At 71.1% G+C, this 22,991-nt stretch carries 18 protein-coding genes; 6 read left to right on the top strand and 12 right to left on the bottom strand.

Going from position 1 to position 22,991, the window contains the following annotated elements; translation table 11 throughout:
• Positions 1 to 129 precede the first annotated feature (129 nt).
• The gene (locus NR792_RS31085; protein ID WP_375756328.1) at positions 130 to 2,208 is read left to right on the top strand and encodes a S46 family peptidase; all 2,079 of its coding nucleotides are present in this window, start codon (positions 130 to 132) and stop codon (positions 2,206 to 2,208) included.
• 52 nt (positions 2,209 to 2,260) lie between these two features.
• Here NR792_RS31085 and NR792_RS31090 read toward each other — a convergent pair whose 3' ends face one another.
• Positions 2,261 to 3,130 carry a hypothetical protein gene (locus tag NR792_RS31090; protein ID WP_375756329.1) on the bottom strand — a complete coding sequence of 290 codons (870 nt, stop codon included), beginning with the start codon at positions 3,128 to 3,130 and terminating at the stop codon, positions 2,261 to 2,263.
• A 306-nt stretch (positions 3,131 to 3,436) separates the two neighbouring features.
• Here NR792_RS31090 and NR792_RS31095 point away from each other — a divergent pair, with 306 nt between their 5' ends.
• The gene (locus NR792_RS31095) at positions 3,437 to 4,048 is read left to right on the top strand and encodes an adenylate/guanylate cyclase domain-containing protein (protein ID WP_375756330.1); all 612 of its coding nucleotides are present in this window, start codon (positions 3,437 to 3,439) and stop codon (positions 4,046 to 4,048) included.
• 38 nt (positions 4,049 to 4,086) lie between these two features.
• Positions 4,087 to 4,737, top strand: a complete 651-nt coding sequence (locus NR792_RS31100; protein ID WP_375756331.1) for a glutathione S-transferase family protein — start codon at positions 4,087 to 4,089, stop codon at positions 4,735 to 4,737.
• 5 nt (positions 4,738 to 4,742) lie between these two features.
• Here the strand turns inward: NR792_RS31100 and NR792_RS31105 are convergent, their stop codons facing one another.
• The 5 genes from NR792_RS31105 to NR792_RS31125 form a co-directional block, all read right to left on the bottom strand.
• On the bottom strand, positions 4,743 to 5,975 hold the full coding sequence (locus NR792_RS31105) for a type II toxin-antitoxin system HipA family toxin (RefSeq protein WP_375756332.1): 1,233 nt from the start codon (positions 5,973 to 5,975) through the stop codon (positions 4,743 to 4,745).
• A complete protein-coding gene (locus NR792_RS31110) occupies positions 5,975 to 6,250 on the bottom strand; it encodes a helix-turn-helix domain-containing protein (protein ID WP_375756333.1) in 276 nt (91 codons plus the stop codon). Before NR792_RS31110 ends, NR792_RS31105 begins: the two co-directional genes overlap by 1 nt.
• 95 nt (positions 6,251 to 6,345) lie before the next feature.
• On the bottom strand, positions 6,346 to 6,954 hold the full coding sequence (locus NR792_RS31115; protein ID WP_375756334.1) for an HAD family hydrolase: 609 nt from the start codon (positions 6,952 to 6,954) through the stop codon (positions 6,346 to 6,348).
• A gap of 16 nt (positions 6,955 to 6,970) precedes the next feature.
• The gene (locus NR792_RS31120) at positions 6,971 to 8,863 is read right to left on the bottom strand and encodes a methyl-accepting chemotaxis protein (RefSeq protein WP_375756335.1); all 1,893 of its coding nucleotides are present in this window, start codon (positions 8,861 to 8,863) and stop codon (positions 6,971 to 6,973) included.
• Positions 8,864 to 8,939: 76 nt separating this feature from the next.
• Positions 8,940 to 9,377 (bottom strand): host attachment protein, encoded by a 438-nt coding sequence (locus tag NR792_RS31125; RefSeq protein ID WP_375756336.1) that lies wholly within the window; start codon positions 9,375 to 9,377, stop codon positions 8,940 to 8,942.
• A 406-nt stretch (positions 9,378 to 9,783) separates the two neighbouring features.
• Between NR792_RS31125 and NR792_RS31130 the strand changes: the two genes are divergently transcribed.
• The gene (locus tag NR792_RS31130) at positions 9,784 to 11,301 is read left to right on the top strand and encodes a serine/threonine-protein kinase (RefSeq protein ID WP_375756337.1); all 1,518 of its coding nucleotides are present in this window, start codon (positions 9,784 to 9,786) and stop codon (positions 11,299 to 11,301) included.
• Positions 11,270 to 12,004 (top strand): tetratricopeptide repeat protein, encoded by a 735-nt coding sequence (locus NR792_RS31135; protein ID WP_375756338.1) that lies wholly within the window; start codon positions 11,270 to 11,272, stop codon positions 12,002 to 12,004. Before NR792_RS31130 ends, NR792_RS31135 begins: the two co-directional genes overlap by 32 nt.
• A 111-nt stretch (positions 12,005 to 12,115) precedes the next feature.
• On the opposite strand, the gene NR792_RS31140 is transcribed toward NR792_RS31135, so the two are convergent.
• The 3 genes from NR792_RS31140 to NR792_RS31150 form a co-directional block, all read right to left on the bottom strand.
• Positions 12,116 to 12,652 carry an FHA domain-containing protein gene (locus tag NR792_RS31140; protein WP_375756339.1) on the bottom strand — a complete coding sequence of 179 codons (537 nt, stop codon included), beginning with the start codon at positions 12,650 to 12,652 and terminating at the stop codon, positions 12,116 to 12,118.
• A gap of 89 nt (positions 12,653 to 12,741) precedes the next feature.
• On the bottom strand, positions 12,742 to 13,596 hold the full coding sequence (locus NR792_RS31145; RefSeq protein WP_375756340.1) for a RimK family alpha-L-glutamate ligase: 855 nt from the start codon (positions 13,594 to 13,596) through the stop codon (positions 12,742 to 12,744).
• Positions 13,597 to 13,672: 76 nt separating this feature from the next.
• Positions 13,673 to 15,280: a serine/threonine-protein kinase gene (locus NR792_RS31150; protein ID WP_375756341.1), complete on the bottom strand. Its 1,608-nt coding sequence runs from the start codon at positions 15,278 to 15,280 to the stop codon at positions 13,673 to 13,675.
• Positions 15,281 to 15,518: 238 nt separating this feature from the next.
• Here NR792_RS31150 and NR792_RS31155 point away from each other — a divergent pair, with 238 nt between their 5' ends.
• Entirely contained in the window at positions 15,519 to 20,150 is a 4,632-nt protein-coding gene (locus NR792_RS31155) for a lamin tail domain-containing protein (protein WP_375756342.1), read from the top strand.
• Positions 20,151 to 20,288: 138 nt separating this feature from the next.
• Here the strand turns inward: NR792_RS31155 and NR792_RS31160 are convergent, their stop codons facing one another.
• From NR792_RS31160 to NR792_RS31170, 3 genes are all read right to left on the bottom strand, one after another.
• The gene (locus NR792_RS31160; RefSeq protein WP_375756343.1) at positions 20,289 to 20,933 is read right to left on the bottom strand and encodes a TetR/AcrR family transcriptional regulator; all 645 of its coding nucleotides are present in this window, start codon (positions 20,931 to 20,933) and stop codon (positions 20,289 to 20,291) included.
• Between the two features lie 19 nt (positions 20,934 to 20,952).
• Entirely contained in the window at positions 20,953 to 22,212 is a 1,260-nt protein-coding gene (locus tag NR792_RS31165; protein ID WP_375756344.1) for a metallophosphoesterase, read from the bottom strand.
• A 92-nt stretch (positions 22,213 to 22,304) separates the two neighbouring features.
• Complete coding sequence (locus tag NR792_RS31170) at positions 22,305 to 22,913, bottom strand: hypothetical protein (protein WP_375756345.1); 609 nt, start codon at positions 22,911 to 22,913, stop codon at positions 22,305 to 22,307.
• Between the last annotated feature and the right edge of the window lie 78 nt (positions 22,914 to 22,991).

A 22,991-nucleotide genomic window follows, 5' to 3' on the forward strand; every position in this document is an offset into this window, starting at 1 on the left:
GGGCCCGCGAGCATAGCCCACGCTCCCGGGATGGGCTTGGAATACCCGGCGTCCCAAGCGGTTGACGCGCGCCCGGCCGCATTGACAAAACCGGCTGCCCGTTTCCCCTCCCACGAAGGAAGACTCCCCGTGTACCGCAGACTGCTCGCGCTTGGCCTGCTGTCGTCCCTCCCCGCCGCGGCGGAAGAGGGCATGTGGACCTACGACGCCTTTCCCGCCGCCCAGGTGAAGAAGGCCTACGGCTTCGAGCCGGACCAGGCCTGGCTGGACAAGGTGCGCCTGGGCTCCGTGCGGCTCGCGGGCGGCTGCTCCGCGAGCTTCGTGTCGCCGGACGGCCTGGTGATGACGAACCACCACTGTGTGCGCAGCTGCATCGAGGAGCTGACGACCGCGAAGGACGACCTGCTGGCGAAGGGCTTCCAGGCGAAGACGGCGAAGGAGGAGCGGCGCTGTCCCAAGATTGAAGCCAACCAGCTGGTGGAGATGACGGACGTCACCGAGCGGATGAACACGGCGACGAAGGGCCAGTCCGGCGCGGCCTTCAACACCGCGCTCAAGAAGGAGATGGCCGCGGTGGAGGCCGCGTGCACCACCGGCGCGGACGTGCGCTGCGACGTGGTGACGCTCTACAACGGCGGCAAGTACCAGCTCTACAAGTACCGCCGCTTCCAGGACGTGCGGCTCGTCTTCGCGCCGGAGTTCTCCATGGCCGCCTTCGGCGGCGACGCGGACAACTTCAACTTCCCGCGCTACGGCTACGACGTGGCCTTCATGCGCGTGTGGCAGGACGACGCGCCGGCCAAGAGCCCGGACTACCTGCCGTGGGCGAAGGAGGGCGCGAAGGAGGGCGACCTCGTCTTCGTCTCCGGCCACCCGGGCGGCACGGAGCGCAAGAGCACGGTGGCGGAGCTGGAGTTCCAGCGCGACGTGGCGCTGCCCCAGACGCTGCTCCAGCTTTCGGAGATGCGCGGCGCGCTGCGCGAGTTCACCAGCGCGTCGCCGGAGCGCTACCGCGTGGCGCGCTCCAGCCTGCGCGGCGTGGAGAACGGGCTCAAGGCGCTGAAGGGCCGGCAGGAGACGCTGGCGGACCCCGCGGTCCTCGCGCGCAAGCGGCAGGAGGAGGCGGAGCTGAAGAAGCGCATCGAAGCGAACCCCCAGGCCAGGGCCCTGACGCAGGGCATGTGGGAGGAGACGTCGCAGGCGCTGGATGCGTGGCGCCGGATGATGAGCGACTACCGCATGAAGGGCGCGGGGGACGCGTTCCGCTCGGATCTGTTCTCCTACGCCCAGGCGCTGGTGCGCGCGGCGGACGAGCTGCCCAAGCCCAACGGGGAGCGCCTGCGCGAGTACACCGACGGCCAGCTCCCGGCGCTGAAGCAGCGGCTGCTGCGTGAAGCGCCCATCCCGGCGGAGCTGGAGACGCTGACGCTGACGTTCGGCTTCAACAAGCTGCGCGAGACGCTGGGCGCGGACGACGCGTTCGTGCGGCGGGTGCTGGAGAAGGAGGCCCCGGCGGACCTGGCGAAGGCGCTGGTGCGTGGCTCCAAGCTGGGCGACGTGAAGGTGCGCCAGGCGCTGCTGGAGGGCGGCAAGGCGGCGGTGGACGCGTCGAAGGATCCGATGATCGTCCTGGCGCGCAAGGTGGACGCGGAGACGCGCGCGTCGCGCAAGCGCTACGAGGACACGGTGGAGGCGGTGCTCAAGCGCAACGGAGAGCGGCTGGCGAAGGCGTACCTGCTGGTGAACGGCACCGCGGGCGCGCCGGACGCGACCTTCACGCTGCGGCTCAACTATGGACAGGTGAAGGGCTGGGACGACAACGGCAAGGCCGTGCCCGCGCTGACCACGTTCGGCGGCGCGTACGGGCGCGACACGGGCAAGGAGCCCTTCAAGCTGCCGGCGCCGTGGGTGAAGGCGAAGGGGGAGGTGCCGGACGCGACGCCGCTGGACATGGCGACGACCAACGACATCATCGGCGGGAACTCCGGCTCGCCGGTGGTGAACCGCGACGGGCAGGTGGTGGGGCTCATCTTCGACGGCAACCTGCCGTCGCTGGGGGGCCGCTACCTCTACGTGCCGGAGACGAACCGCGCGGTGGCGGTGCACGGCGACGGCATCCTCGCCGCGCTGGAGCACGTCTACGGCGCCACCCGCGTGGTCAACGAGCTGAAGGGCGCGCAGGCGGCGTCCGCGGCTCCGGCCCGCTGAGGCGTCGACGCGATCCCGAACCTGTCCGACAGTCGGACAGGTTCGGGAGGATTCAGCGGTCCGGGGGCTTTCGGAGCCGGGCCGCCGCGGCTCTTCCGGTGTGGAACGCCGAGAGGTCGCTGCTCAGCAGTCCTTCCGCCTCCAGCGCGGCGCGCACGGAGGGGATGTGGCCCCGGTGCGCCTTGAAGCGCTGGAGGAACAGGCGCACCCAGTGCGCTGGCGGTTCCTGATGTCCCCAGTTGCGGACGACGTTGCCCCAGGGAGGCCTCGTCAGGGTGTCCAGGAAGGGAAGCACGTCATGCAGGCCCATGAGCGGCCGGTGCGGCGGAATGCCTCCACAGGGGCGCGACGCCGCGGTGCGCGGTGACGATGCCCAGGTGTGGCGTTCGCGCAGGAAGCGGTTGAAGGTGCGGTGGCCGTCGGGCTCCTGGAGGAGCGCGCGCAGAAGCCGCGCCTGCTCACCTCGATCCAACAGTGCCCCCTTGCGCCGCGCCTGCCTGAGCAGCCAGTAGTGATTGCGCCACGCCTTCTCGATGGGGTCCTCGAACGCGGTCGTGTACTCCACGTGGCCCAGCGCGTGCTCGCCAATGACGCCCCTGGGCAGCAGGCTGCGCACATGGCTCAGGCGATCCTCCCGGCGCATCTCGCGCGTGCGAGCGGTGGCCCAGCGAATGAACGGCATCACCTTGTCGCCGTCGCGCCGCCACCGCACCTCCCTGCTGATCTCCTTGCGCTCCCACGGCGCGAAGGAGGGCAGGTCGTGCTCCATGTCTCCGGCCTTCATCCACACCGCCAGCTCCTGACGGGCCTCCTGGCGGGCCGAGCGGTGGATGCGCGCCTTCGCGGAGCGCGCGGCCTCCCGGTTCTTCGACGGCAGCAGCGAACGCGCCATCTGCCGGACCTTCTCGTCTGAGTGGATCATGGCCCGCGGGCCCTCCGTGGCCGCCGCGGACGGGGCGCGCACCCATCACCTGACGCGCACTGGACGTCTGCCACCGCGACGCGTCGGGTGCCGGACAGCCGCGACCCAGAACCTCGTGGGTACTTGGTGCGCCGCGTCAGGAAGGCACTACCGTGGGAGTGCGGAACTTCAGTCCGCCTCTGTCTTCGCACGGTTGCGTTCCCCGGAACGTCGCCGTCCGGGCGCCTTCCCGGGGTGGTTGGGAGCCGGCGCCCGTCGTGCGGTAGCATCTCGGTTGTCTCACGCCGGGGGGAGGGAGGATGCACGATGGTGGTGGAGGCCCCGGAGCCCCGGACGATGTCGGCCATCATGTTCACGGACATGGAGGCCCCTGCAGGTCAACGCTGGCGGGATGAGTCGCTACAACAGGCGCTGCACGAGGAGCACGGTCAGCTGGTGCGCGGGTTGCTCGCGCGCCACGGTGGCCGCGAGGTGAAGCGGCTGGAGGAGGGTGGCTTCCTCCTGGAGTTCGAATCCGGCCTGCCCGCGGTGTCGTTCGCGCAGGAGTGGCGCGCCGCCGTGGATGCGCGCAACCGCGCCGTCCCCACCGAGCAGCGCGTGTCCGTCCGCGCCGGCGCGCACCTGGGCATGGTGGTGCACCGCGACGGCGACGTGTTCGGCGAGGGCGTCAACCTGGCGGCCCGCATCGAGTCCCTGGCGCGTCCGGGCACCGTCTACGTCAGCGAGACGCTGGCCGCGCAGCTGGAGGGCCGGCTGAAGGCGCCGCCCGTGCGGCTGGGCCGCAACGAATTGAAGAACATCCGGCTGCCGGTGGCGGTGTTCCGCATCGATCCGCCGGCGGAGCCCCGGAACGGGCGTGCGCTGCTGTCGCGCGTGCGTTCACTGCTGGGCCGTAAGCGCGCTCCCGCGGACGGTTGAGGCTGACGAACGGACGCGCGGCGGTAAGGTGCCGCGCCATGTCCGAGCTCACCCTGGTCGTTGGTTCCAAGAACTTCTCATCGTGGTCGCTGCGCCCCTACCTGGCCCTGGCCCACACCGGCCAGCCGTTCCGCGAGGTGCTGGTGCCGCTGGACACGCCGGAGACGGCGGCGCTCATCGCCATGCACTCGCCCAGCGGCCGGGTGCCGGTGCTCAAGCACGGCGACACCGTGGTGTGGGATTCGCTGTCCATCTGCGAGTACGTGGCGGAGACCTTCCCGGAAGCGAAGCTGTGGCCGGAGGACCGCGCGACGCGCGCGATGGCGCGCTCGGTGACGTCGGAGATGCACTCGGGCTTCACGGCGCTGCGCACGAACCTCCCCATGGACATCACCGCGCGCAAGACGGTGCCGGGCGTGGACGCGCCGGGCGTGCACGCGGACATCGCGCGCATCCAGGGGCTGTGGGCGGGCTGCCGCGAGCGCTACGGAAAGGGCGGGCCCTTCCTCTTCGGCGCCTTCAGCATCGCGGACGCGTTCTACGCACCCGTCATCACCCGCTTCATCACCTACGGCGTCCCGTTCCGTCCGGAGATCGCCGAGTACCGCGACGCGGTGCTGGGCCTGCCCGCGATGCTCAAGTGGACGGAGGCCGCCCGGTCCGAGCCGCCCCTGGCGCGCTACCGGTAGCAGGCCTATGGCTCGCGGAGTTCACGCAGGCGCTTGTGCATCGTCCGCCGCAGGAAGTCCGTGCGGCGCGCGTCGAAGCCAATCTCCTCCAGGCGCTCCAGCCAGGGCTCCGCGTGGGTGCACAGCTTGTCGAGCATGACGCTGACGGCTTTCGCATTCACGCCGTAGCGCTCGCCAAAAGCGATGAAGTGGGCGCGCCGGAAGTTGTCGTCGCGCCCCTCGAACTTCAGGGCCATGCGGTGATCGCCGTAGGGCAGGGTGGTGAGCAGGTCGTAAGCGGGTGACAAACGGAAGCCCCCTCCTGGGCCATCCGCCAGGATGCTCACGTTCTTCGCGTGCAGGTCCCCGTTTCCAATCAGGTAGCTGAACGCGAGGAGCTGGAGGAAGCGCGCAAGCTCGGGAACGGGCGCGGCGCAGTTCTCGCGAAGGCCCTCGGCAATGGCCGCGCACGTGATGCGGTACTTGTCGCTGGTATAGCGATCCAGGAACTGGCAGGCATCCTCCTGGTGCACGCGGCGCAGGCGTTTCTCCACCTTCATCCACCCGCGATCAAAGCGCTCGACGAGCAACCCGTCGTTCCCCTCACGGTCCTGGACGCGCCTCGTGGTGGCGACGCGCAGGCCGCACTCCTTCGCCATGCCCATGAAGAAGGATTCGTTGCGCACGAGCTCGGGCTTGTCGCGCGGGTTGAGCTTCAGGATGTAGTCGCGCTGTCCCGAGGACGAGACCGGAAAGGAGATGGTGGACGCGGAGAGCTTCTCCTGGACGCCTGGAATTGTCGGCTCGGTGTTCGCTGTCCCCAGGAGTGGGAGGCTCTGGGCAAAGAGTTCGGCGAAGAGAACGGACTCGGGCTTCCATTTCGCTCTTCGGGGGGCGGGTTCAGGGAAGGAGTCCCCTCGGGGAATGACGGAAAGGTCCCCAACGGTATCGGCCCCCGCCGCCACCAGCAGGCTGAGCAGATCGTCCTCCGACGTCTTGACGTTCTGAAGGAGGACCCGCAGGCGAAGTCCTTCGGGGAGGAGTCCCGCGAAGTAGGTGTGGAGATTGGTGCCCAGGGTCTCGGTGCGGCGCCTCGAATAGGGAAGGTGGACCGCGATGCCACCAGGCCTTGCCTCGTGTTGTTCGAAGAAGTCCGCCGTGTACTCGAAGATGGAGCCGTGAGCCGTTCGGGTAATGGAGCCGACGTGGGTGGATTCACGCCACACCTCCGCGACCTCGATGTCGGTCGGGCGGATCATCACGTTGGCTGGCTCACCCGCAGGCGGTGCTGGCCTGGCTCGAGTGACAGTTGAAGTCCCAGCACGTGAAGGACGTCCAGGAGCTTGTCCAGGCGCAGGGTGGCCTTCCTGCCGCTCTCCACGTCGTAGATGAAGACGGGGCCACATCCCGCCAGGACGCTGACCTCCTGCTGGGTCAACCCAAGCTTCGTCCGTTGGGTCCGGACCGCTTCCGCAAGGGGCTGAAGCCAGGAGGTCTCAGGTCGAGCCATGTGCCGGGAACTCCCAAAGTCCATGCGAACGGATGGATTCCAGACCGTGATGTATCGACATGGCCGGCTGTCATGTCAATATCCATGCGAGCGGATGGATTCTGCTCCCGCTTCGAGGCTCACAGCCCCAGCGACTTGAGCTGCGCGTCGAACGTGGGCGCGTCCGTGAAGAGGTGCCCGCGGATTCCCAGCGCCCGGGCCGCGTCCACGAACTCCGGCAGGTCGTCGAAGAAGGCGGCCTCCTGTGGCGCGCAGCCCGCCTTGTCCAGCGCGAGCCGGTAGATGGCCGGCTCCGGCTTCACGTGCCCCACCTCGCAGCTCATCACCCGCGCGTCGAAGCGCTGGAGCACGGGCAGCAGGGGCTTCAAGTAGGCCACGTGCAGCGCGTTGGTGTTGGACACCAGCACCAGCTTCACCCGCCCGACGAGCCCCTCCACGCGCGGCAGCACCGCGTCGTGCACCGTGAAGTGGCTGCTCCACAGCGGCGCGAACTCCGCCATGGGCAGGTCCACGCCGAGCGCGCCGCACACGTCCTGGCGGATGCCCTCCGCGTCCAGCAGGCCCCGGTTCGCCGCCGTCCACCCCGCGCCGGTGAGCCGCCGCGCGGCCTCCTGGGGCTCCAGCCCCGCCCGCGCCGCCAGCCTCGCGAAGAGCAGCGCGTTGTCGTGGAACACCAGCACGTTGCCCAGGTCCAGCAGCACGGCCTTCACGGCGGGGACGGCGGACACGAGGGGGCTCCCAGTCTCAGATGCGGTAGGACCGCGCGACGCCCTCCATCTGGCCCGCGACTTCCTGCAGCCGCTTCGCGGCGCCGGTGGTGGACTTCAGGCTGGTCTGCGTCTCCGTCATCATGGAGGACAGGTCCGTCACCGCGCTGAAAATCTGCGCGATGCCCGCGTTCTGCTGGTTCACCGCCCCGGCGATCTGCCGCGCCGCCGCGGCGTTGTCCTGGACGATGGTGGCCAGCTCCTTCAGGTGCTCGCCGCTGGTGCGCACCTGCTCCAGGCCCTCCGCGACGCTGGAGTGGCTCTGCTCGGTCATCTTCGCCGTGGAGATGATGGCGTGGCCCAGGTCCCCCAGGATGTCGCGCACCTTCTCCGTGGCCTGGATGGACTGATCCGCCAGGTTGCGGATTTCGCGCGCCACCACGCTGAAGCCCTTGCCGTGCTCACCGGAGCGGACCGCTTCGATGGCCGCGTTGAGCGCGAGCATGTTGGACTGGTCCGCCAGGTCCTTCACCGTCTGGGTGATGCCGCCAATCTGCTGCGTGCGCTCGTTGAGCTGCACGATGCGCATGGCCATCTCGCCGGACTGCTCGTGCAGGCCCTGGAAGCCGCCCAGGCTGTCGCGGATGGCGACCTCGCCCGCGCGGCCCACCTCCTCCGCGCGCGCCGCCACGCCCAGCACCGTCTCCGCCTTCTCCGCGGCCAGGAGCGACGTCTGCTTGATCTCCTGCGCCGTCACCTGCGTCTCCTGGAGCGCGGCGGCCTGCCGGGCCACGTTGCGCTCCTGGACCTCGGAGGCGAGGTTCAACTCCGCCACCGTCTCGCTGAGGACGTGGGTGCCCTCCTGGAGGCTGGTGGCCGTCTCGCGCAGGTTCTTCATCATCTGCCCGAAGGCCTGGGTGAGCTCGCCCACCTCGTCGCGTCCCGCCTGGACCTCCATCACCTGCGTGAGGTCGCCTTCCTTCACCACGCGGCGGACCACCTCGCTGAGCGCGCGCAGCGGCCGGGTGATGCCGCGCGCCAGCACCCACGAGCCCAGGCCCACCGCCGCCACGAGGAGGGCGGCCAGCCCCAGCACCAGCCGGCGCATCCCGTTGAGCGGCCCGTAGGCCTCGTCCGGGTCCAGCTGGGCCAGGAACCTCCACCCGTCCCCCACGTCGCGCACCTCCGCGCCGTTCACCGCGACCATGGCCACGCGGCCCGTGTCGTCGTGCTCGCCCTTGCGCGTGTCGAACAGCGTCCGGCCGTCCGCGCGCTGCAGCTCCAGGGAGAAGGAGGGGTGGCCGCGGTGCTGGGCCCGGGCGAGCGCGGGCTTCACCAGCTCCCCCACCTGGCCCCAGTCGAACGCCGCGAGCAGCACGCCCAGCCGCTGGCCGCGCTCGTCCATCACCGGCACCGCCAGGGGCAGCACGTGCACGCCGTAGATGGGGTCCTCCACCTCCACGCCCTCGGCGGTGGTGGCGCCGGCCTGCGCCTGGCGGAACCACGCCGCCTGACGCACGGCTTGCGCGCGCCCCGCGTACGCCCCCTTCAGGTCGGGCCTGCTGGTGGAGACCACCGCGCCGTCGTCGCTGAAGAGCACGATGCCGTTGAGGGTGAGATAGCGCCGCTGCAAGAGCGCCAGCATCGCGTCGCTGTCCGAGGCGTCCTTCGTGCGCAGCGCCTGGCGCAGGACCGGGTCCTCCGCCCAGCTGTGGGCGCTCGCCTCGCGCTCCGCCAGGGTGGACTCCAGCAGGTCCTTGAAGCCCTCCGCCTCCATGCGCAGCGAGGCGTCCAGCTGCGCCTCCGTCTGCTGGCGCATCAGCCGGTCCTGCAACCCGGTCAGCGCCAGGAGCGGCACGCACGACACCAGGGTCATGTACAGCAGCAGCCGCCCACGCAGCGTCAGGGCCGGCAGTTTGAAAGAAGGCATGGCACGCCGCGCGAAGAAGAGGACCCGGGTTCCTATACCAGAACCCGGGCCCTGAACCCCCCGGACGACTGGCCGCCTACAGCACGGGCACCCGGTCAGGCAGGTCCCGCGCGGGCAGGTTGGAGTAGTCCGCGTCCAGGTCCAGCCGCACCCGCTGCTTCACGCGCGTGCTCAGGAGCCCCCGGAGCAGCCCCAGGAACCCCGGCGGCGCCGCGATGACCAGCTGATCGAACAGGTGCGAGTCCACGCCCCGGTCCAGGCGGGCGGACAGCTCCCGCGCGAAGCGCTCGTGCTCCAGCTGCCGGCGGGCGTCCGGCTCGACCTCCGTCACCGGTTTGTGCAGCGTGCCCGCGTTGGGGTTGTCCGGCTGGTTGTACAAATCGATGGGCTTGGCCCGGCTCTCGTCATGCTGGAACTGCTCGATGAGGTCCCACTTCTCCGCCTTCGCATCCGTGGCGAAGAGCCGGGCGCGACTCGCGTTGGCCACCAGGATCCAGAGCCTCTTGTCCGCCATCTTCACGCCTCCTTGTCTCTTGAGGAGTGCGGACCCCCCCGGCCCCCGGCAAGCTTCCCCCAGCGAGCCGGCCCCCTGCCGCGTGCAGGCCAGGCAGCCCGCCCTCCGCCCCCTAAAGGAACGGGAACACTCCCCGTGCCCCCCGGTGCTGGCGACCTCCGCGCACGTTGACCAACCGCATCCAAGCGGCGACCATCCCCCGCCGGGGGAACAGGACGGGAGTGGGCTGTATGGAGAAGTATTTCAATGTCCGTGGACAAGAGGTGCGCGGTCGCCGCACATGCCACCTGTCCACGCGGCGCACGGCGGGTGAATCGTCACGTGCCGAAAGTTTTTCCGTCTCTCGCGCGATAGATGCCCTCCCGTGGGTTGCAGGGTCGCTCCGCCATGGAAACCTGATCCCCCCATGGGCACCGACGATCTCCTCGCTCACACCGTGCTGTCTGACTCGGGTGATGCCGTGACCGACAGTGGCGGGATGCCGGCTGTGATGTCGCCCCCTGGACAGGAGGTCCAGGAGGGCACGGTGCTGGGGAACTACCAGCTGGAGAAGCTGCTAGGCGAAGGCTCCATGGGGCGCGTCTTCCAGGCGCGGCACGTGCGGCTGGGACGCCAGGTGGCGCTCAAGGTGCTCAAGCCGGAGCACGCGCGGGACAGCTCGTTCGTGCAGCGCTTCTTCCAGGAGGCGCGCACCGTCAATCAGATCAACCACGAGCACATCGTGGAGGTCTTCGACTTCGTGGACGAGTCGCCCGACGGGCACGTCTACTGCGTGATGGAGCTCTTGCGCGGGCAGAGCCTGGCGGCGCTCCTGAAGGAGGAGGGGCTGACGCTCGAGCGCGTGCAGCGCATGGGCGTGCAGGTGTGCGCGGCGCTGGGCGCGGCCCACCAGGTGGGCGTGGTGCACCGGGACATCAAGCCGGACAACCTCTTCGTCACGCAGCGCTCCGGGCAGCAGGACTTCGTGAAGGTGCTGGACTTCGGCGTCGCGAAGCTCATCACCACACAGACGGGCGTGAGCCTCACGGGCACGCTGGACGGCACCATCATCGGCACGCCGGCGTACATGGCGCCGGAGCAGGCCGCGGGGCTGCCGGTGGACGCGCGCGCGGACATCTACGCGGTGGGCAACATCCTCTACGAGATGCTCTCCGGCCACCCGCCCTTCCAGGCGTCCGCCTTCGGGCAGCTGGTGGTGCAGATCATCACCCAGCCGCCGCCGCCGCTGCCCTCGCACCTGCCGTCGGGCGAGCGCGTGCCGCCGGAGCTGGCGGAGCTGGTGATGCGCTGCCTGGCGAAGGAGCCGGAAGGAAGGCCGCAGCAGCTGGCGGAGGTCACCACGGCGCTGCTCTTGATGCCCACCTCCGCGGCCGGGGCGCCGCGCATGGAGGCGCTGGTCGAGGAGGCGGAGCGGCCCACCCTGCGCATGAAGGTGCCGGGCATGCTGCGCGACCGGCGGCTCCAGGTGTCCGTGGGGCTGGCGGCGCTCGCGCTGGTGTCCGGCATCACCACGTGGACGGGGCTGCGCTCGATGCGCGCCTCCCAGGCGGAGCAGGCTCCGGCGGTGGCGGTGGCGGCCGCCCCGCAGCCGCCGGCTGCGGGCGCGATGGACGCGGTGACGCTGACGGTGCACTCGTCGCCGCCGGGCGCGAAGGTGGTCCGCGTGGACACGGGCGAGGAGCTGGGCACCACGCCGCTGACGAAGGCGCTGACCCGGCAGGCGGTGCCGCCACAGTTGCGCGTCGAACTGACGGGCTACGTTCCGCTGGAGCGGACGGTGGAGCTGAAGCAGGGTGCCGCCGCCGCCGAGCTGTCCGTGCCGCTCGTGAAGGCGAGCGCGGGGCCGCGCCGCGCCCCCGCGCGCGCGCCAGGCCGCAAGGGAGGAAGCAGGGATGCGGTCATTGATCCGTTCACGTCGCAGTGAGCACAAGGCGCTGAGCCTGGGGCTCGCGCTCGCGCTGGGGACGCCGTTCCCGGCGGTGGCGGCGGCGGAGAACGCGACGGCCACCGCCGCGGCGGAGGAGCAGGCGAGGGAGAAGTTCTCCGAGGGCAACCTGGCGTACGACCTGGGCGAGTTCGACCGGGCGCTCAAGGCCTTCAGCGAGGCGTACCGCCTCAAGCCGCTGCCCGCGTTCCTCTTCAACATCGCGCAGTGCCACCGGCAGCTGAACAACCCGTCGCGCGCGGCCTTCTTCTACCGGCGCTACCTGGCGCTGTCGCAGGAGGAGCCGGCGAACGCGGACGTGGTGCGCGAGCTCGTCGCGGAGATGGACACGAAGGCGCGCGTCCAGGAGGAGCAGCGCCGGGAGCGTGAGCGCTTCGCCCGGGACCGCGACCTGCAGCGGGCGCGGGAGCAGGCCGCGCTGGCGGAGGCCCGCGCCAACGAGGCGAGGCTCGCCGCCGCGAGCCCCGCCGCCGCGCCGGAGAAGAACGGGGCCTCGGAGGCCCTGGCCATGCAGGTGCCGGACGCGTCCGTGACGACGGAGGTCAGCCCGTCCAAGCCGTGGACGCGCCGCTGGTACGTCTGGGCGGGGGCGGGCGCGGTGGCGCTGCTCGCGGGCGGCGCCGTGTGGATGGCCACGGCGCCGAATCCCCGGGACACGACGCTTGGCACCGTGGGGCGGTAGGCGCCGCTCCGGCGCTTCCGCGGCGGGCGTCAGCGCGGAGGCGTGCGCCGGCATCCGCGCCACGCGATGCGGTGGCGGATGCGGCGCGTGCTCGGCGCCGGCGTGGCTGCTTCAGCGCGGCGGGGGCGGTGTGGCGGCCTGCGCCAGCACCTGCGCGGCGATGCGGCCGATGCGCGCGTGGAACGACGGGGCGTCGTGGAAGGTGAGGCGCACGTCGCCCACCTTCAGCTCGTCGCCCGTGCGCAGGAGGCGGTGCTGCTCGGCCTCCAGGGGCTCGCCGTTCACCGTCACCGGCCGGGACTGCGCCAGCCGCTCCACCTTCCAGCCGCCTTCCGGCGTGGGGTGCAGGGCGAACTGCTCGCGCGACACCGTGGCGTCGTTGACGACGAAGGTGTTGTGCGACGCGCGCCCCAGCTTGAGGGGGCCTCGGTCCGCCACCCCCATCAGCTCGAAGCACAGCGCGTCGCCCGCGGGCAGGCAGTCGCGCAGGTCCATCATGGGCAGCCGCGTGGCCGCCACGTTCTGCTCCTCGGGGACGTTCCACGCGCCCGCCTCCCACACCAGCCACGCGTGCGGGTACTTGGCGTTGAACTTCTCCTGGAGTGCCATGTGCTGCCGGATGAGCAGCGAGAGCAACAGGGCTCGCATATCTCCCGTCATAACCCCATCCGCCGCCTCCGCGTCGCCCTGATGGCCTCCCAGGTGTCCACGAGTGGGCGAAACGCCCCGTCCACTGACTACAACCGGGCGGCGACCGCCTTCGCCATCCGCTCCGGCGCGCCCGCGTCCATGGGCAGGAAGAGGCACGGCTCCGTCACCTCCACCTCCTGCAGGCGCGTGCGCCCCGCGTTGTCCGTGGCCACGTCCACGCGCGCGTACAGCAGCCGCGCGCCCCCGGACGCCTCCATCACGTCGTGCGCCACCTGCTGCTCCTCCGCGTTGTCCGGCGTGAAGCCGTGCGGCTCCGCGAAGCCCCGGGGCGCGGTGGACAGGGTGGGCGGACGGCGCACCGCGTGGCTGAAGACGCCGTTGAAGAAGATGTAAGAGCGCTCGCCCTCCGTCTCGAAGGCGCGCAGGTAGGGCTGCACCATCACGTCCCCCTCCTTCGCCAGCTCCGCCACCTTCGCGCTCGCGTCGTCCCACTGCTCGCGCCGGACGATGAAGACCTTGAGTCCGCCCGCGGCCACCGCGGGCTTGAGCACCACCGCGTCCCAGCCGCGCTCGCGCGCCGTCGCCGCCACGTCCAGCGTCCCGCCGGGCGGCACCCAGACGGTGGGCGTCAGGGGCAGGCCGCGCGCCTCCAGCGTCTTCAGATAGCCCTTGTGCGTGTTCCACCGGAGCACGTCCGCCGGGTTGAACAGCCGCGTGACGCTGCCCACGCGGTCCGCCCAGGCGAGGAACTCCTCGCGGCGCAGGTGGCTGTCCCAGGCGTTGCGCACCACCGCCGCGCGCACGCGGCTCCAGTCCACGGAAGGGTCGTCCCAGATGACCGGTTGTGCGTCCAGACCCAGCGCCCGCAGCGCGGGCACCAGCGGCGCGTCCAGCGGGTGGAGCTGCGGCAGTCCGGTGTAGGTGATGACGGCGATGTCCAAGGCGGAGGGCTCCAGGCGGAGGGAAACGCGCCGCGTTCTAACGCGCTCCTCCGTCCCGCGCAGCTGGAGTCCCGCGTCAGGCCGAGCGCACCACGGACGGCTTGTCCATGGCCACCGTCTCCACGGTCTCCAGCGTCAGCTGCTCCGCCAGCGTCTTCGTCTCGCGCACCACCCGCGCCAGCTCCGCCTGTCCATGGGGGAAGGGGGCCGCGGGGCCGTCCAGCGCCAGCAGCTGCTGACGCAGCGCCGCGCCGTTGGGCGTGCGCTTCCGCGGGTCCTTCTGGAGCAGCTGCATGACGATGAGGTCCAGCGCCAGCGGCACCGCGGGGTTGAGCTGCGAGGGCGGGACGACCTCCTGGTCCACCGCCGCGCGCAGCAGCACCTCCTCCGAGTGGCCGCTCAGCGCGCGCCGGCCGGTGAGGGCCTCGTGCAGCGTGAGCCCCAGGGCGAAGAGGTCCGCCCGCCCGTCGATGTCGTGGCCCAGCGCCTGCTCCGGCGCCATGTAGCCCAGCTTGCCGCGCACGCTGCCGGCCACCGTGAGGTTCGCGCGGACCGCGTCACGCGCGATGCCGAAGTCCGACAGCTTCACCTCGCCGATGCGCGACACCAGGACGTTGGGCGGGTTCAGGTCGCGGTGGACCAGGCGCAGCGGCACGCCGTCCGCGCTGGTGCGACGGTGCAGGTAGTCCAGCGCGGACGCCAGCTCCGCGGCCAGGAACGTCGCGGCGGACACGGGCAGCGGCCGGCGGCTGCGCGGCTTGAGCAGCGCGCTCAGGGGCATCCCGTCCACGTACTCCATCGCCAGGAAGTAGGTGCCGCCGTGGCGGCCCAGGTCGAACACCTGGACGATGTTGGGGTGGTAGAGCGACGAGCACAGCTCCGCCTCGCGCCGGAACATCGTCACGAAGGCCGCGTCGTCCGCGTACGACGGCAGGATGCGCTTCAGGGCCACCTGCTTCTCGAAGCCGCCCTCCGGGGAGTACGTGGCCCGGTACACCTCCGCCATGCCGCCGGCGCCCAGCCGCTCGTGCAGCACGTACTTGCCCATGACCTCCTGCTCGCGCAGCGCCGCGAGCGCGCTCTTCGTGCGCTCCAGGAAGTGCCGCGCCAGCGTCGCCGTCAGCGCCCCCGTGGCCACGAAGAAGAACGCGCGCACGCAGATGAACAGCGGCGCCAGGGTGACCAGGGGTTCGTCCGGTAGGAGCGGCCGCACGAAGCCGAAGTAGAGCGCCAGGTACTCCGCCGCCACCAGCGCGCCCGCGGCCAGCCCCAGGCGCGGGTTGCTGCGCAGGCCCGCCAGCGTCACCAGCGTGCCCCAGATGACCAGCGTGGGCGCGGTGAGCGCGTAGACGGGGCCCTGGTAGCGCAGGTCGAAGGTGAGCACCACCGCCGGGATGCTCACTTCAATGAACACGTTGAGCCACGGGATGGCCGGGTGGAACGCGCCGGAGCGCAGGACCCACCACATGCACGCGTAGTAGCCCGACAGCACCGTCGACAGCCCCATCAACGCGAACGTCAGGTCCCAGCCCATCGCGGGGCCCAGCGCCGCGGCCACCACCACGCAGATGGCGGACAGGATGCTCATGAAGCGCGCCACCGACAGCTCGCGCGCCTGCGCATCACGGCGCAGGTGCGCGTCCAGGAAGCGCGACACGGTGCTGGATGGATTCCGGGTGATCATGTCCCCCCCACTCTAGAACGTGGCAGGACGCGTCATCCGCCTGCTCCCCCACACGTTGGGTGCGCTCCTACCACACCTCCCGCCCTACGGTAGACCTTTGGAGCCCCATGAAGTGGACTTCATGGGTCAGGTATCGCTGAAATGTTGCACCCCCGCCCCACGCTGCGTGCGAGGCACGGGGGGCTTTCACGCCACACCGTCTCTTCCTTCACGGCACTGCCTTCGGGCAGGAGGCTTCATGCGCAGCTCCCGTTTATGGCTGGCCGCCCTGGGCGCGGTCCTAGTGTTGGGCAGTGCCTGTGGCTCGGAGGAACCCGAGGTTCGCGCGGTCTGCGGAGACGGAAAGAAGGAAGGCGCCGAGCAGTGCGACGACGGCAACACCACCGGCGGCGACGGCTGCGAGGCGGACTGCACCACCGCGGCGGCGACGTGCAACGGCAGCCCCGCGGGCAAGTGTGGCGACGGCATCAAGGACGTCAACGAGGCCTGTGACGACGGCAACACCACCAGCGGCGACGGCTGCGAGGCGGACTGTGCCGTCTCGCCCTCCAGGACGACGCAGTGTTGGGCTGCGGCCCCCGCGCCGCTTCCGGATGGCGCCACCTGCGCGGTGACGAAGCCGGGCACGGCGGGGAAGCTCTTCACCGGCGTGGTGCTCAAGGACGGCGAAACGCTGATGGGCGGCCAGGTGCTGGTGGACGCCCAGGGCATCATCCAGTGCGCCGCGTGCGACTGCTCGCAGGCGGCTGGCGCCGCGGAGGCGACGGCGGTGGTGTGCCCCACGGGCGTCATCTCCCCGGGCCTCATCAACCCGCATGACCACCTCACCTTCCCGGGCGCGCCCGTGGCGCGCATCAGCACGGAGCGCTACGAGCACCGCCACGACTGGCGCACGGGCGCCAACGACCACACCCGGGTGGGCAACTCCGCCAACTCCAAGACGGACGCGGTCCGCTGGTCGGAGCTGCGCCAGGTGATGGCGGGCACCACCTCCATCGCGGGCGCGGGCGGGCAGGGCGGCTTCCTGCGCAACCTGGACGTGTCCAACACCTCGCAGCAGGAGGGGCTCGCGGAGGGCTACGCCGAATCGGACACCTTCCCGCTGGGCGACAGCGGCGGCACCACGCTCGCGGAGGGCTGCGGCTACGCCTCCTTCCCGTCGTCCTCGAAGTTCGCGTCCCGCGCGTCCGCGTACCTGCCGCACATCGCGGAGGGCATCTCGGACACGGCGCTCAACGAGTTCCGCTGCCTGTCCACGGGCCCTGGCGACGTGCTGTTCCCCCGCTCGGCCATCATCCACGGCGTGGGCCTGACCGCGACGGAGATCTCCCAGATGGCGGCGCATGGCACCGCGCTCGTGTGGTCGCCGCGCTCCAACGTGTCGCTGTATGGCGACACGGCGATGGTGACGGCGTACAAGACGCTGGGCGTGTCCATCGCGCTGGGAACGGATTGGCTCCAGTCCGGCTCCATGAACCTGCTGCGCGAGCTGCGCTGCGCGGACCACCTCAACGCCACCCGCTACGCCAGGACCTTCACGGACGAGGAGCTGTGGCGGATGGTGACGGCCAACGCGGCGGACGTGGTGGACGTCCATGAGAAGGTGGGCCGCATCGCCCCGAAGAAGGTGGCGGACCTGGCCATCTTCCGGCTGGGGACCCACCAGGCGTCCCCGCACCGCGCGGTCATCGCCGCGGAGCCCCAGGACGTGGTGCTGACGATGCGCGGCGGCAAGCCGCTCTACGGCGACCAGGGGCTGGTGGACGGCCTCAAGGGCGCGGACGCCTGTGACGCGCTGGACGTGTGCGGCACGACGAAGGCCGCGTGCGTGCAGTCGGAGATCAAGATGAGCCTGGCGGCGTTCCAGGGCTCGTCGGACACGAAGGGCCTCTACCCGCTGTTCGCGTGCGGCACGCCGGACAACGAGCCCTCCTGCGAGCCCGCGCGCAACGCGGTGGGCACCGCCTTCCCCATCGCCGCCGTCAACGGCTCCACCGTCTATTCGGGCGTGGCGAGCGCGGAGGACGCGGACGCGGACGGCATCGCGGACGCCACCGACAACTGCCCCACCATCTTCAACGCCGTGCGTCCCATGGACAACGGGCGGCAGCTGGACACGGATGGCGACGGCATGGGGGACGCGTGCGACCCCTTCCCCCTCCAGGCGGGCGACAGCATCTGCGCCATGCCGCGCGGCGAGGACGACGACCACGACGGCGTGCCCACGTGGCGCGACAACTGCCCGTTCCTGACCAACGCGGACCAGAAGGACACCGACGGCGACGGCAAGGGCGACGCGTGTGACGGCTGCCCGGCGGACGCGACCTCGTGCTCGGCGGAGGACCGGTCCGACCTTGACTACGACGGCGTGGTCACCCCCGGCGACAACTGCCTGACCGTGGTGAACCCCGACCAGAAGGACGCCGACGGCGACGGCGTGGGTGACGCGTGCGACCCGTGCCCGGTGGCCAACCCCGCCGGCGCCGCGTGCAACATCTCCGTCTACGACCTGAAGACGACGCCGGCCTTCGGCAACAACTCCCTGGTGAACACCCAGGTGGTGGTGGACGACGTGGTGGTGACCGCGCTGGATGCCAAGTCGGACCGCGGCTACTGGGTGCAGGTGGCGCACTACCCGGCGGGCAAGGGCGCGGACGACTCCGGCCTCTTCATCTACAACGCCAAGGCGGAGGTGGCGGTGGGTGACAACCTCCGCGTGGAGGGCACGCTGATCAACTACTTCGGCCTGCTGGAGGTGGTTGACGCCACGGTGACGAAGCACAGCAGCGGCAACCCGCTGCCGGAGCCGGTGGTGGTGCGCACGGAGGCGATTCGCACGGGCGGCCCGCGGGCGAGGGCGCTGGAGGGCGCGCTGGTGGAGGTCCGCAACGTCTTCAACACCCGCCTGGAGAACCCCAAGCGCGAGTTCATCGTCGACGAGAACAAGGCCGGCGACCCGGCGGCCGCGGGCCTGATGGTGAGCGACCAGGGCTTCAACTACCCCACGCAGGTGCTGGGCACGGAGTACACCGCGCTGCGCGGCGTGCTGACGTTCGGCTTCAGCAACCACAAGCTGGTGCCCCGGAGCGCGGCGGACATGGCCATGCCCCTGCCGCCGCTGCCGGCGCTGACGGCCTTCGCGTCCGGCGGCTTCGTGCGCGTGGGCGGCACCCAGGCGATTCCCCAGCCCCTCACGGTGACGATGGCGAACGCCTACCCGGTGGACGTCACGGTGACCGTCGCCTCCAGCAACGCGGCGGCCCTGGTCGCTTCGGGTGGGCAGGTGGTGATTCCCGCCGGCCAGACGAGCGCCACGGTGGCGCTGGAGGCCAGGGCGGAGGCGGAGGCGGTGGAGCTCACCGCGACGCTGGGCACGTCCTCGCGGAAGGCCGCGCTGCGCGTGCTGGGCACGAACGAGGCGGCCAACGCCACGGACCTCACCCCGGCGACGGTGGGCGTGGCGCGGGGCGGCACGGCGCGCTTCACCGTGACGTTCGACCGGCCGGTGCCGGCGGGCACCACGCTGGCTCCGGAGGTGACGCCCGCGGGCTTCGGCACCCTCACGGTCCAGGCCGTGACGGCGGATGCGCTGACGGCCACCTTCGACCTGACGGTGGCTGAGGCCAGCACCGGCTCCGGCACGGTGACGCTGGGCACGCTGAGCGCCACGGTGAACGTCATCACGGACGTGCCGCGGCTCTTGTCGCTCACCCCGTCCACCGCGACGGTGAACGCGGGCGCGCCGCAGGTGTTCACGGTGACGCTGGAGTCCGCTCCGACGACGCCCGTGCAGGTGCTGCTGGCGCTGGCCGCTCCGGCCACGCCTTTCGGCGCGCTGTCCGCCACGTCGGTGACGGTGGGCGCGGGCGAGCTGTCGGCGACGGTGACGTTCACCGCCGCCGCGGAAGGGGAGGGGGGGGGCTCGGTGTCCGCTTCGCTCAACGGCATCACGCGCCAGGCGTCGCTGACCGTGCTGCCTCCGCCCGCGAAGCTCGCCAGCGTCACGCCGGGCGTGGCGACGGTGACGGTGGGCAAGACGCAGGCGTTCGTGGTGACGCTGGACCGCAAGGCCCCGGCGGGCGGCGCGACCGTGGACGTGGCGTTCTCGCCCTCGGAGCTGGGCTCGCTGTCGGCCGCGACGGTGACGGTGCCGGAGGGCCAGACGACCGCTTCCGTCGTCTTCACCGCCACGCAGGAGACGGGCACCGGCCAATTCACCGCGTCCTATCAGGGCGTGACGAAGCAGGCGGCCGTCACCGTGGCCGAGGTGGAGGGCCACGTCGTCATCAGTGAGATCGCCGGCCAGGGCCTCACCGTGAACGCGGACGACTACATCGAGCTGTACAACCCGACGGACAAGGACGTGACCCTCACCGGCTGGAAGCTGCTCTACCGCACGGGGAACACCGCCAGCACGGCGACGAACTACACGGTGCTGGCCACGCTGCCCACCGCGACCATCAAGGCCCACGGCTACTACCTGGTCGCGGCCGACACCTACTCCACGGCGGCGGTCCCCGCGGACCACAAGTGGGGAGGCACGGACATCTCCGGCAACACAGGCAACGTCCGCCTGGGCACGGCGGAGGTGACGCTGGACCCCACGGTCCTCACGGGCGTGGTGGACACCGTGGGCTTCGGCACCGGCCGCACCGTGGTGGAGGGCGCCGCTGCCCCCACGCCCGGGGGCAGGGGTGGCAGCCTCGAGCGCAAGGCCCGTGCGACGTCCACCGCCGCGACCATGGGCGCGGGCGGCGAGGACGCGCTCGCGGGCAACGGCCACGACTCCGACAACAACGCGTCGGACTTCGTGCCCCGCACCGAGCGTCAGCCGCAGAACTCGCAGAGCCCCATCGAGCAGCTGCCGTAGTCCCGGCTCCGCACCCCGCTCCCTTCACCCGGGAGCGGGGCGCTGAAGCCTCCCGCTGGAAATGAAAACGCCCGGTCCCTCATGCGGGGGACCGGGCGTCTTTCGTTCCGGGCCGCCCGGCCCGGTGGGGTCAGCGCATCAGCCCAGGGGGCCGCGCACGTGGAGGCCGCCGGAGAGGATCTGATCCAACGACGCCATCAGCGGGTCGTAGTTCACGGTGGCGCGGTACAGGTTGTGGTGCAGGAGGATGCCCAGGTAGCCGCCCATCATCGTGTGGGCCATGTGCACCGGGTCCACCTCCTGGCGGAACTCCTGCCGCTTCTGGCCGTAGCGGATCATCCCCGCCAGCACCGCCACGTAGAGGGAGATCTTCTCGCGCAGGGCCTCCGCCACGCGGTCGTTGGAGTCCGCGGACTCCGCGGACAGCATCCCGAAGAAGATGCCGTATTCGCGGTGGTAGCGCAGGAACTGCGACGTGCGCGACACGACGAACACCAGCTGCTCCCGGCCGGACAGGATGCGCCGCTCGGCGAGCAGCGGCGCGAACTCCATCAGGTAGCGGTTGTGCAGCTCCTCGATGGCCGCCAGCAGCAGGTCCTCCTTGGTGGGGAAGTGCCAGTACAGCGCGCCCGGAGTCATCCGGATGGCCTTCGCCAGGTCCGACATCGTCGTCGACAGGTAGCCCCGCCGGGCGAACAACGTGATGGCGGCCTCCAGGATTTCGACCCGCGTTCGCGCGGCCCGCTCCTGTTTGATTTCCCGCTTCGCTGGTTCCTTGCCCATTTCCGGGTAAATCTACACCTCACACTGCCAGTAGCGTCACCTTAACGATTTCCGAAGGCGCGGCGACGCGCAGGGGCGGGCCCCAGAAGCCGGTGCCACGGCTGACGTAGAGGGAGCTGTCGCCCTCCTGGAAGAGGCCGGCGTCGTGCTTCCAGATGGTGGAGACGGCGATGGTGAACGGGAAGAACTGTCCACCGTGGGTGTGACCGGACAGCTGCAGTCCCATGCCCGCCTTCGCGGCGGCGTCCCAGTTGGAGGGCTGGTGCGCGAGCAGCACCGCGGCGCGGTCGGGGTTCCTGCCCGCGAGCGCGGCGTCCAGGTTGTAGCCCCTGGGGCCGTTGCGCATGGACCAGTCATCCACGCCCACCACGTCGAACGCGCCGCCTGCGTCGCCCACGGTCACGTGACGGTTGCGCAACACGGTGACGCCCAGGCCGGTGAGCGCGTCCGCCCACTTGCTCGCGTTCCAGTAGTACTCGTGGTTGCCGGTGATGAAGTGCGTGCCCGCTCTGGCCTGGAGGTTCTGGAGCGCGGCGACGGAGTGGCGCAGGTCGTCCACCGTGCCGTCCACCAGGTCGCCGGTGATGGCGACCATGTCCGGCTTGAGCGCGTTGGCCCGCCGCACCAGCTCGTCCATGAAGCGGCGCTGGATGATGGGGCCCACGTGGATGTCGCTCATGTGGACGATGGTGAAGCCGTCCAGCGCCTTGGGCAGGCCGGGCAGCCGCACCGCGACCTCGTTGACCACGGGCGGATGGAACGCGCTCCAGATGCCGTAGCCGGTGAGGCCACCGGCCGCGAGCACCGCGCCGCCCGCGGTGGCCCGCGCGAGGAACCGGCGCCGGTCTTCATCCACCGGGGGCACGGCGGGAGGCGGGGGCGGCACGGTGACGGCCAGGTCCGCCAGGGACGGCGGCGCGGCGGGGTCCGGCGCGGGCGTGGCGAGCGGCGCGACGACGCCCCGGTGGCCCCGCGTGCGCGCCACGAGCCAGCGCACCCCGCCCAGCAGCGCCAGCGCGAGCAGCAGGTACACGGCCACGCCCATCCACGTCCACGCGAACACGGCGACGATGAACGCGGAGGGCACGATGCGCGTCACCACCCAGGACAACAGCAGCGGCAGGCACAGCGCCGTCAGCAGCACCTTGCCGGCGGTGCGCCAGGCGCGGCTCGTGGACGTGTCGCGGAAGAGGCGCCGGTACAGGTAGACGTGGACGTAGACCGACGCGACGCTGACGAGGAGGATGAACAGGATGATGCGCAACGGGCTTTCCACCATGGGAGGCCCATCCTGGCGCGCGCGCGTCCAGGCGCAACCGGCATGCGCGTGAAGAAGCGTGAAGCCGTGGGGGCCGGGGGCCTGGCGGGCGGCTACTTCCGGGCGTCACCCAGCGCGGCGCCAATCTGCTGCCACTCCTGGGCGTAGGTGCCACGGGAGAAGGCGCGCAGGTCGTCGCCGGTCACCGTGCCGCGAGAGAGCGCGGTGTCGAGCGCCTGCACGATGGCCTTCTTGTGCGGCTGCTCCACGTACGGGTTGTCCTCGCGGAACACCTCGCCGAAGAGCGTCTCCAGGCGGCCGTCCTGCTTCAGCCGCTCCACGATGCGGTTCTGCGACGCGGGCGCGTCCGAGTGCGCGTGCAGCATGGCGGACGCGATGCCGCTCTGCGCGTCCGCGTCCGGGAACTCCGCCAGAAGCCCCAGCTCCATGTCCGCCTGGGCAATGGACTCCGCCTCCGCGGGCGACGGCGGGGGCTTCACGGCCTGCGCCTGCGGGGGCGTGGGGCGGGAGGGCGCGGGGGCGGGGCGCGCGGGCTCGAAGTCGCTGCGGCCCTGGAACGAGCGCACGTTGGCGTTGGCGGCCGTCCGGCCCTGGGCCGTCCCCGGCTTGCTGTCGCGCGTGACGTCGCTCCGCTCGGACCGCTCGAACTCCGAGCGCTTCGGGGGAATGGACGGGCGGTTGCCACCATCGACGCGAGACATGAGGGGACTCCAGGAGCGGGGGAAGGGGCCCGTCGCGGTACTCGCGCCGGGTTGCGCACCTACATCCGTTATCGGATC

This window comes from Corallococcus exercitus (genome assembly GCF_042231735.1).
Taxonomy (GTDB): Bacteria; Myxococcota; Myxococcia; order Myxococcales; family Myxococcaceae; genus Corallococcus; species Corallococcus exercitus_B.

Coding starts and splice junctions, on each gene's coding strand:
- NR792_RS31165 (WP_375756344.1), bottom strand. CDS start 22,212: ATGGTGGAAAGCCCGTTGCGCATCATCCTGTTCATCCTCCTCGTCAGC.
- NR792_RS31125 (WP_375756336.1), bottom strand. CDS start 9,377: ATGGCGGACAAGAGGCTCTGGATCCTGGTGGCCAACGCGAGTCGCGCC.
- NR792_RS31140 (WP_375756339.1), bottom strand. CDS start 12,652: ATGCGAGCCCTGTTGCTCTCGCTGCTCATCCGGCAGCACATGGCACTC.
- NR792_RS31095 (WP_375756330.1), top strand. CDS start 3,437: ATGGTGGTGGAGGCCCCGGAGCCCCGGACGATGTCGGCCATCATGTTC.
- NR792_RS31110 (WP_375756333.1), bottom strand. CDS start 6,250: ATGGACTTTGGGAGTTCCCGGCACATGGCTCGACCTGAGACCTCCTGG.
- NR792_RS31135 (WP_375756338.1), top strand. CDS start 11,270: ATGCGGTCATTGATCCGTTCACGTCGCAGTGAGCACAAGGCGCTGAGC.
- NR792_RS31105 (WP_375756332.1), bottom strand. CDS start 5,975: ATGATCCGCCCGACCGACATCGAGGTCGCGGAGGTGTGGCGTGAATCC.
- NR792_RS31160 (WP_375756343.1), bottom strand. CDS start 20,933: ATGGGCAAGGAACCAGCGAAGCGGGAAATCAAACAGGAGCGGGCCGCG.
- NR792_RS31170 (WP_375756345.1), bottom strand. CDS start 22,913: ATGTCTCGCGTCGATGGTGGCAACCGCCCGTCCATTCCCCCGAAGCGC.
- NR792_RS31100 (WP_375756331.1), top strand. CDS start 4,087: ATGTCCGAGCTCACCCTGGTCGTTGGTTCCAAGAACTTCTCATCGTGG.
- NR792_RS31150 (WP_375756341.1), bottom strand. CDS start 15,280: ATGATCACCCGGAATCCATCCAGCACCGTGTCGCGCTTCCTGGACGCG.
- NR792_RS31120 (WP_375756335.1), bottom strand. CDS start 8,863: ATGCCTTCTTTCAAACTGCCGGCCCTGACGCTGCGTGGGCGGCTGCTG.
- NR792_RS31155 (WP_375756342.1), top strand. CDS start 15,519: ATGCGCAGCTCCCGTTTATGGCTGGCCGCCCTGGGCGCGGTCCTAGTG.
- NR792_RS31130 (WP_375756337.1), top strand. CDS start 9,784: ATGGGCACCGACGATCTCCTCGCTCACACCGTGCTGTCTGACTCGGGT.
- NR792_RS31090 (WP_375756329.1), bottom strand. CDS start 3,130: ATGATCCACTCAGACGAGAAGGTCCGGCAGATGGCGCGTTCGCTGCTG.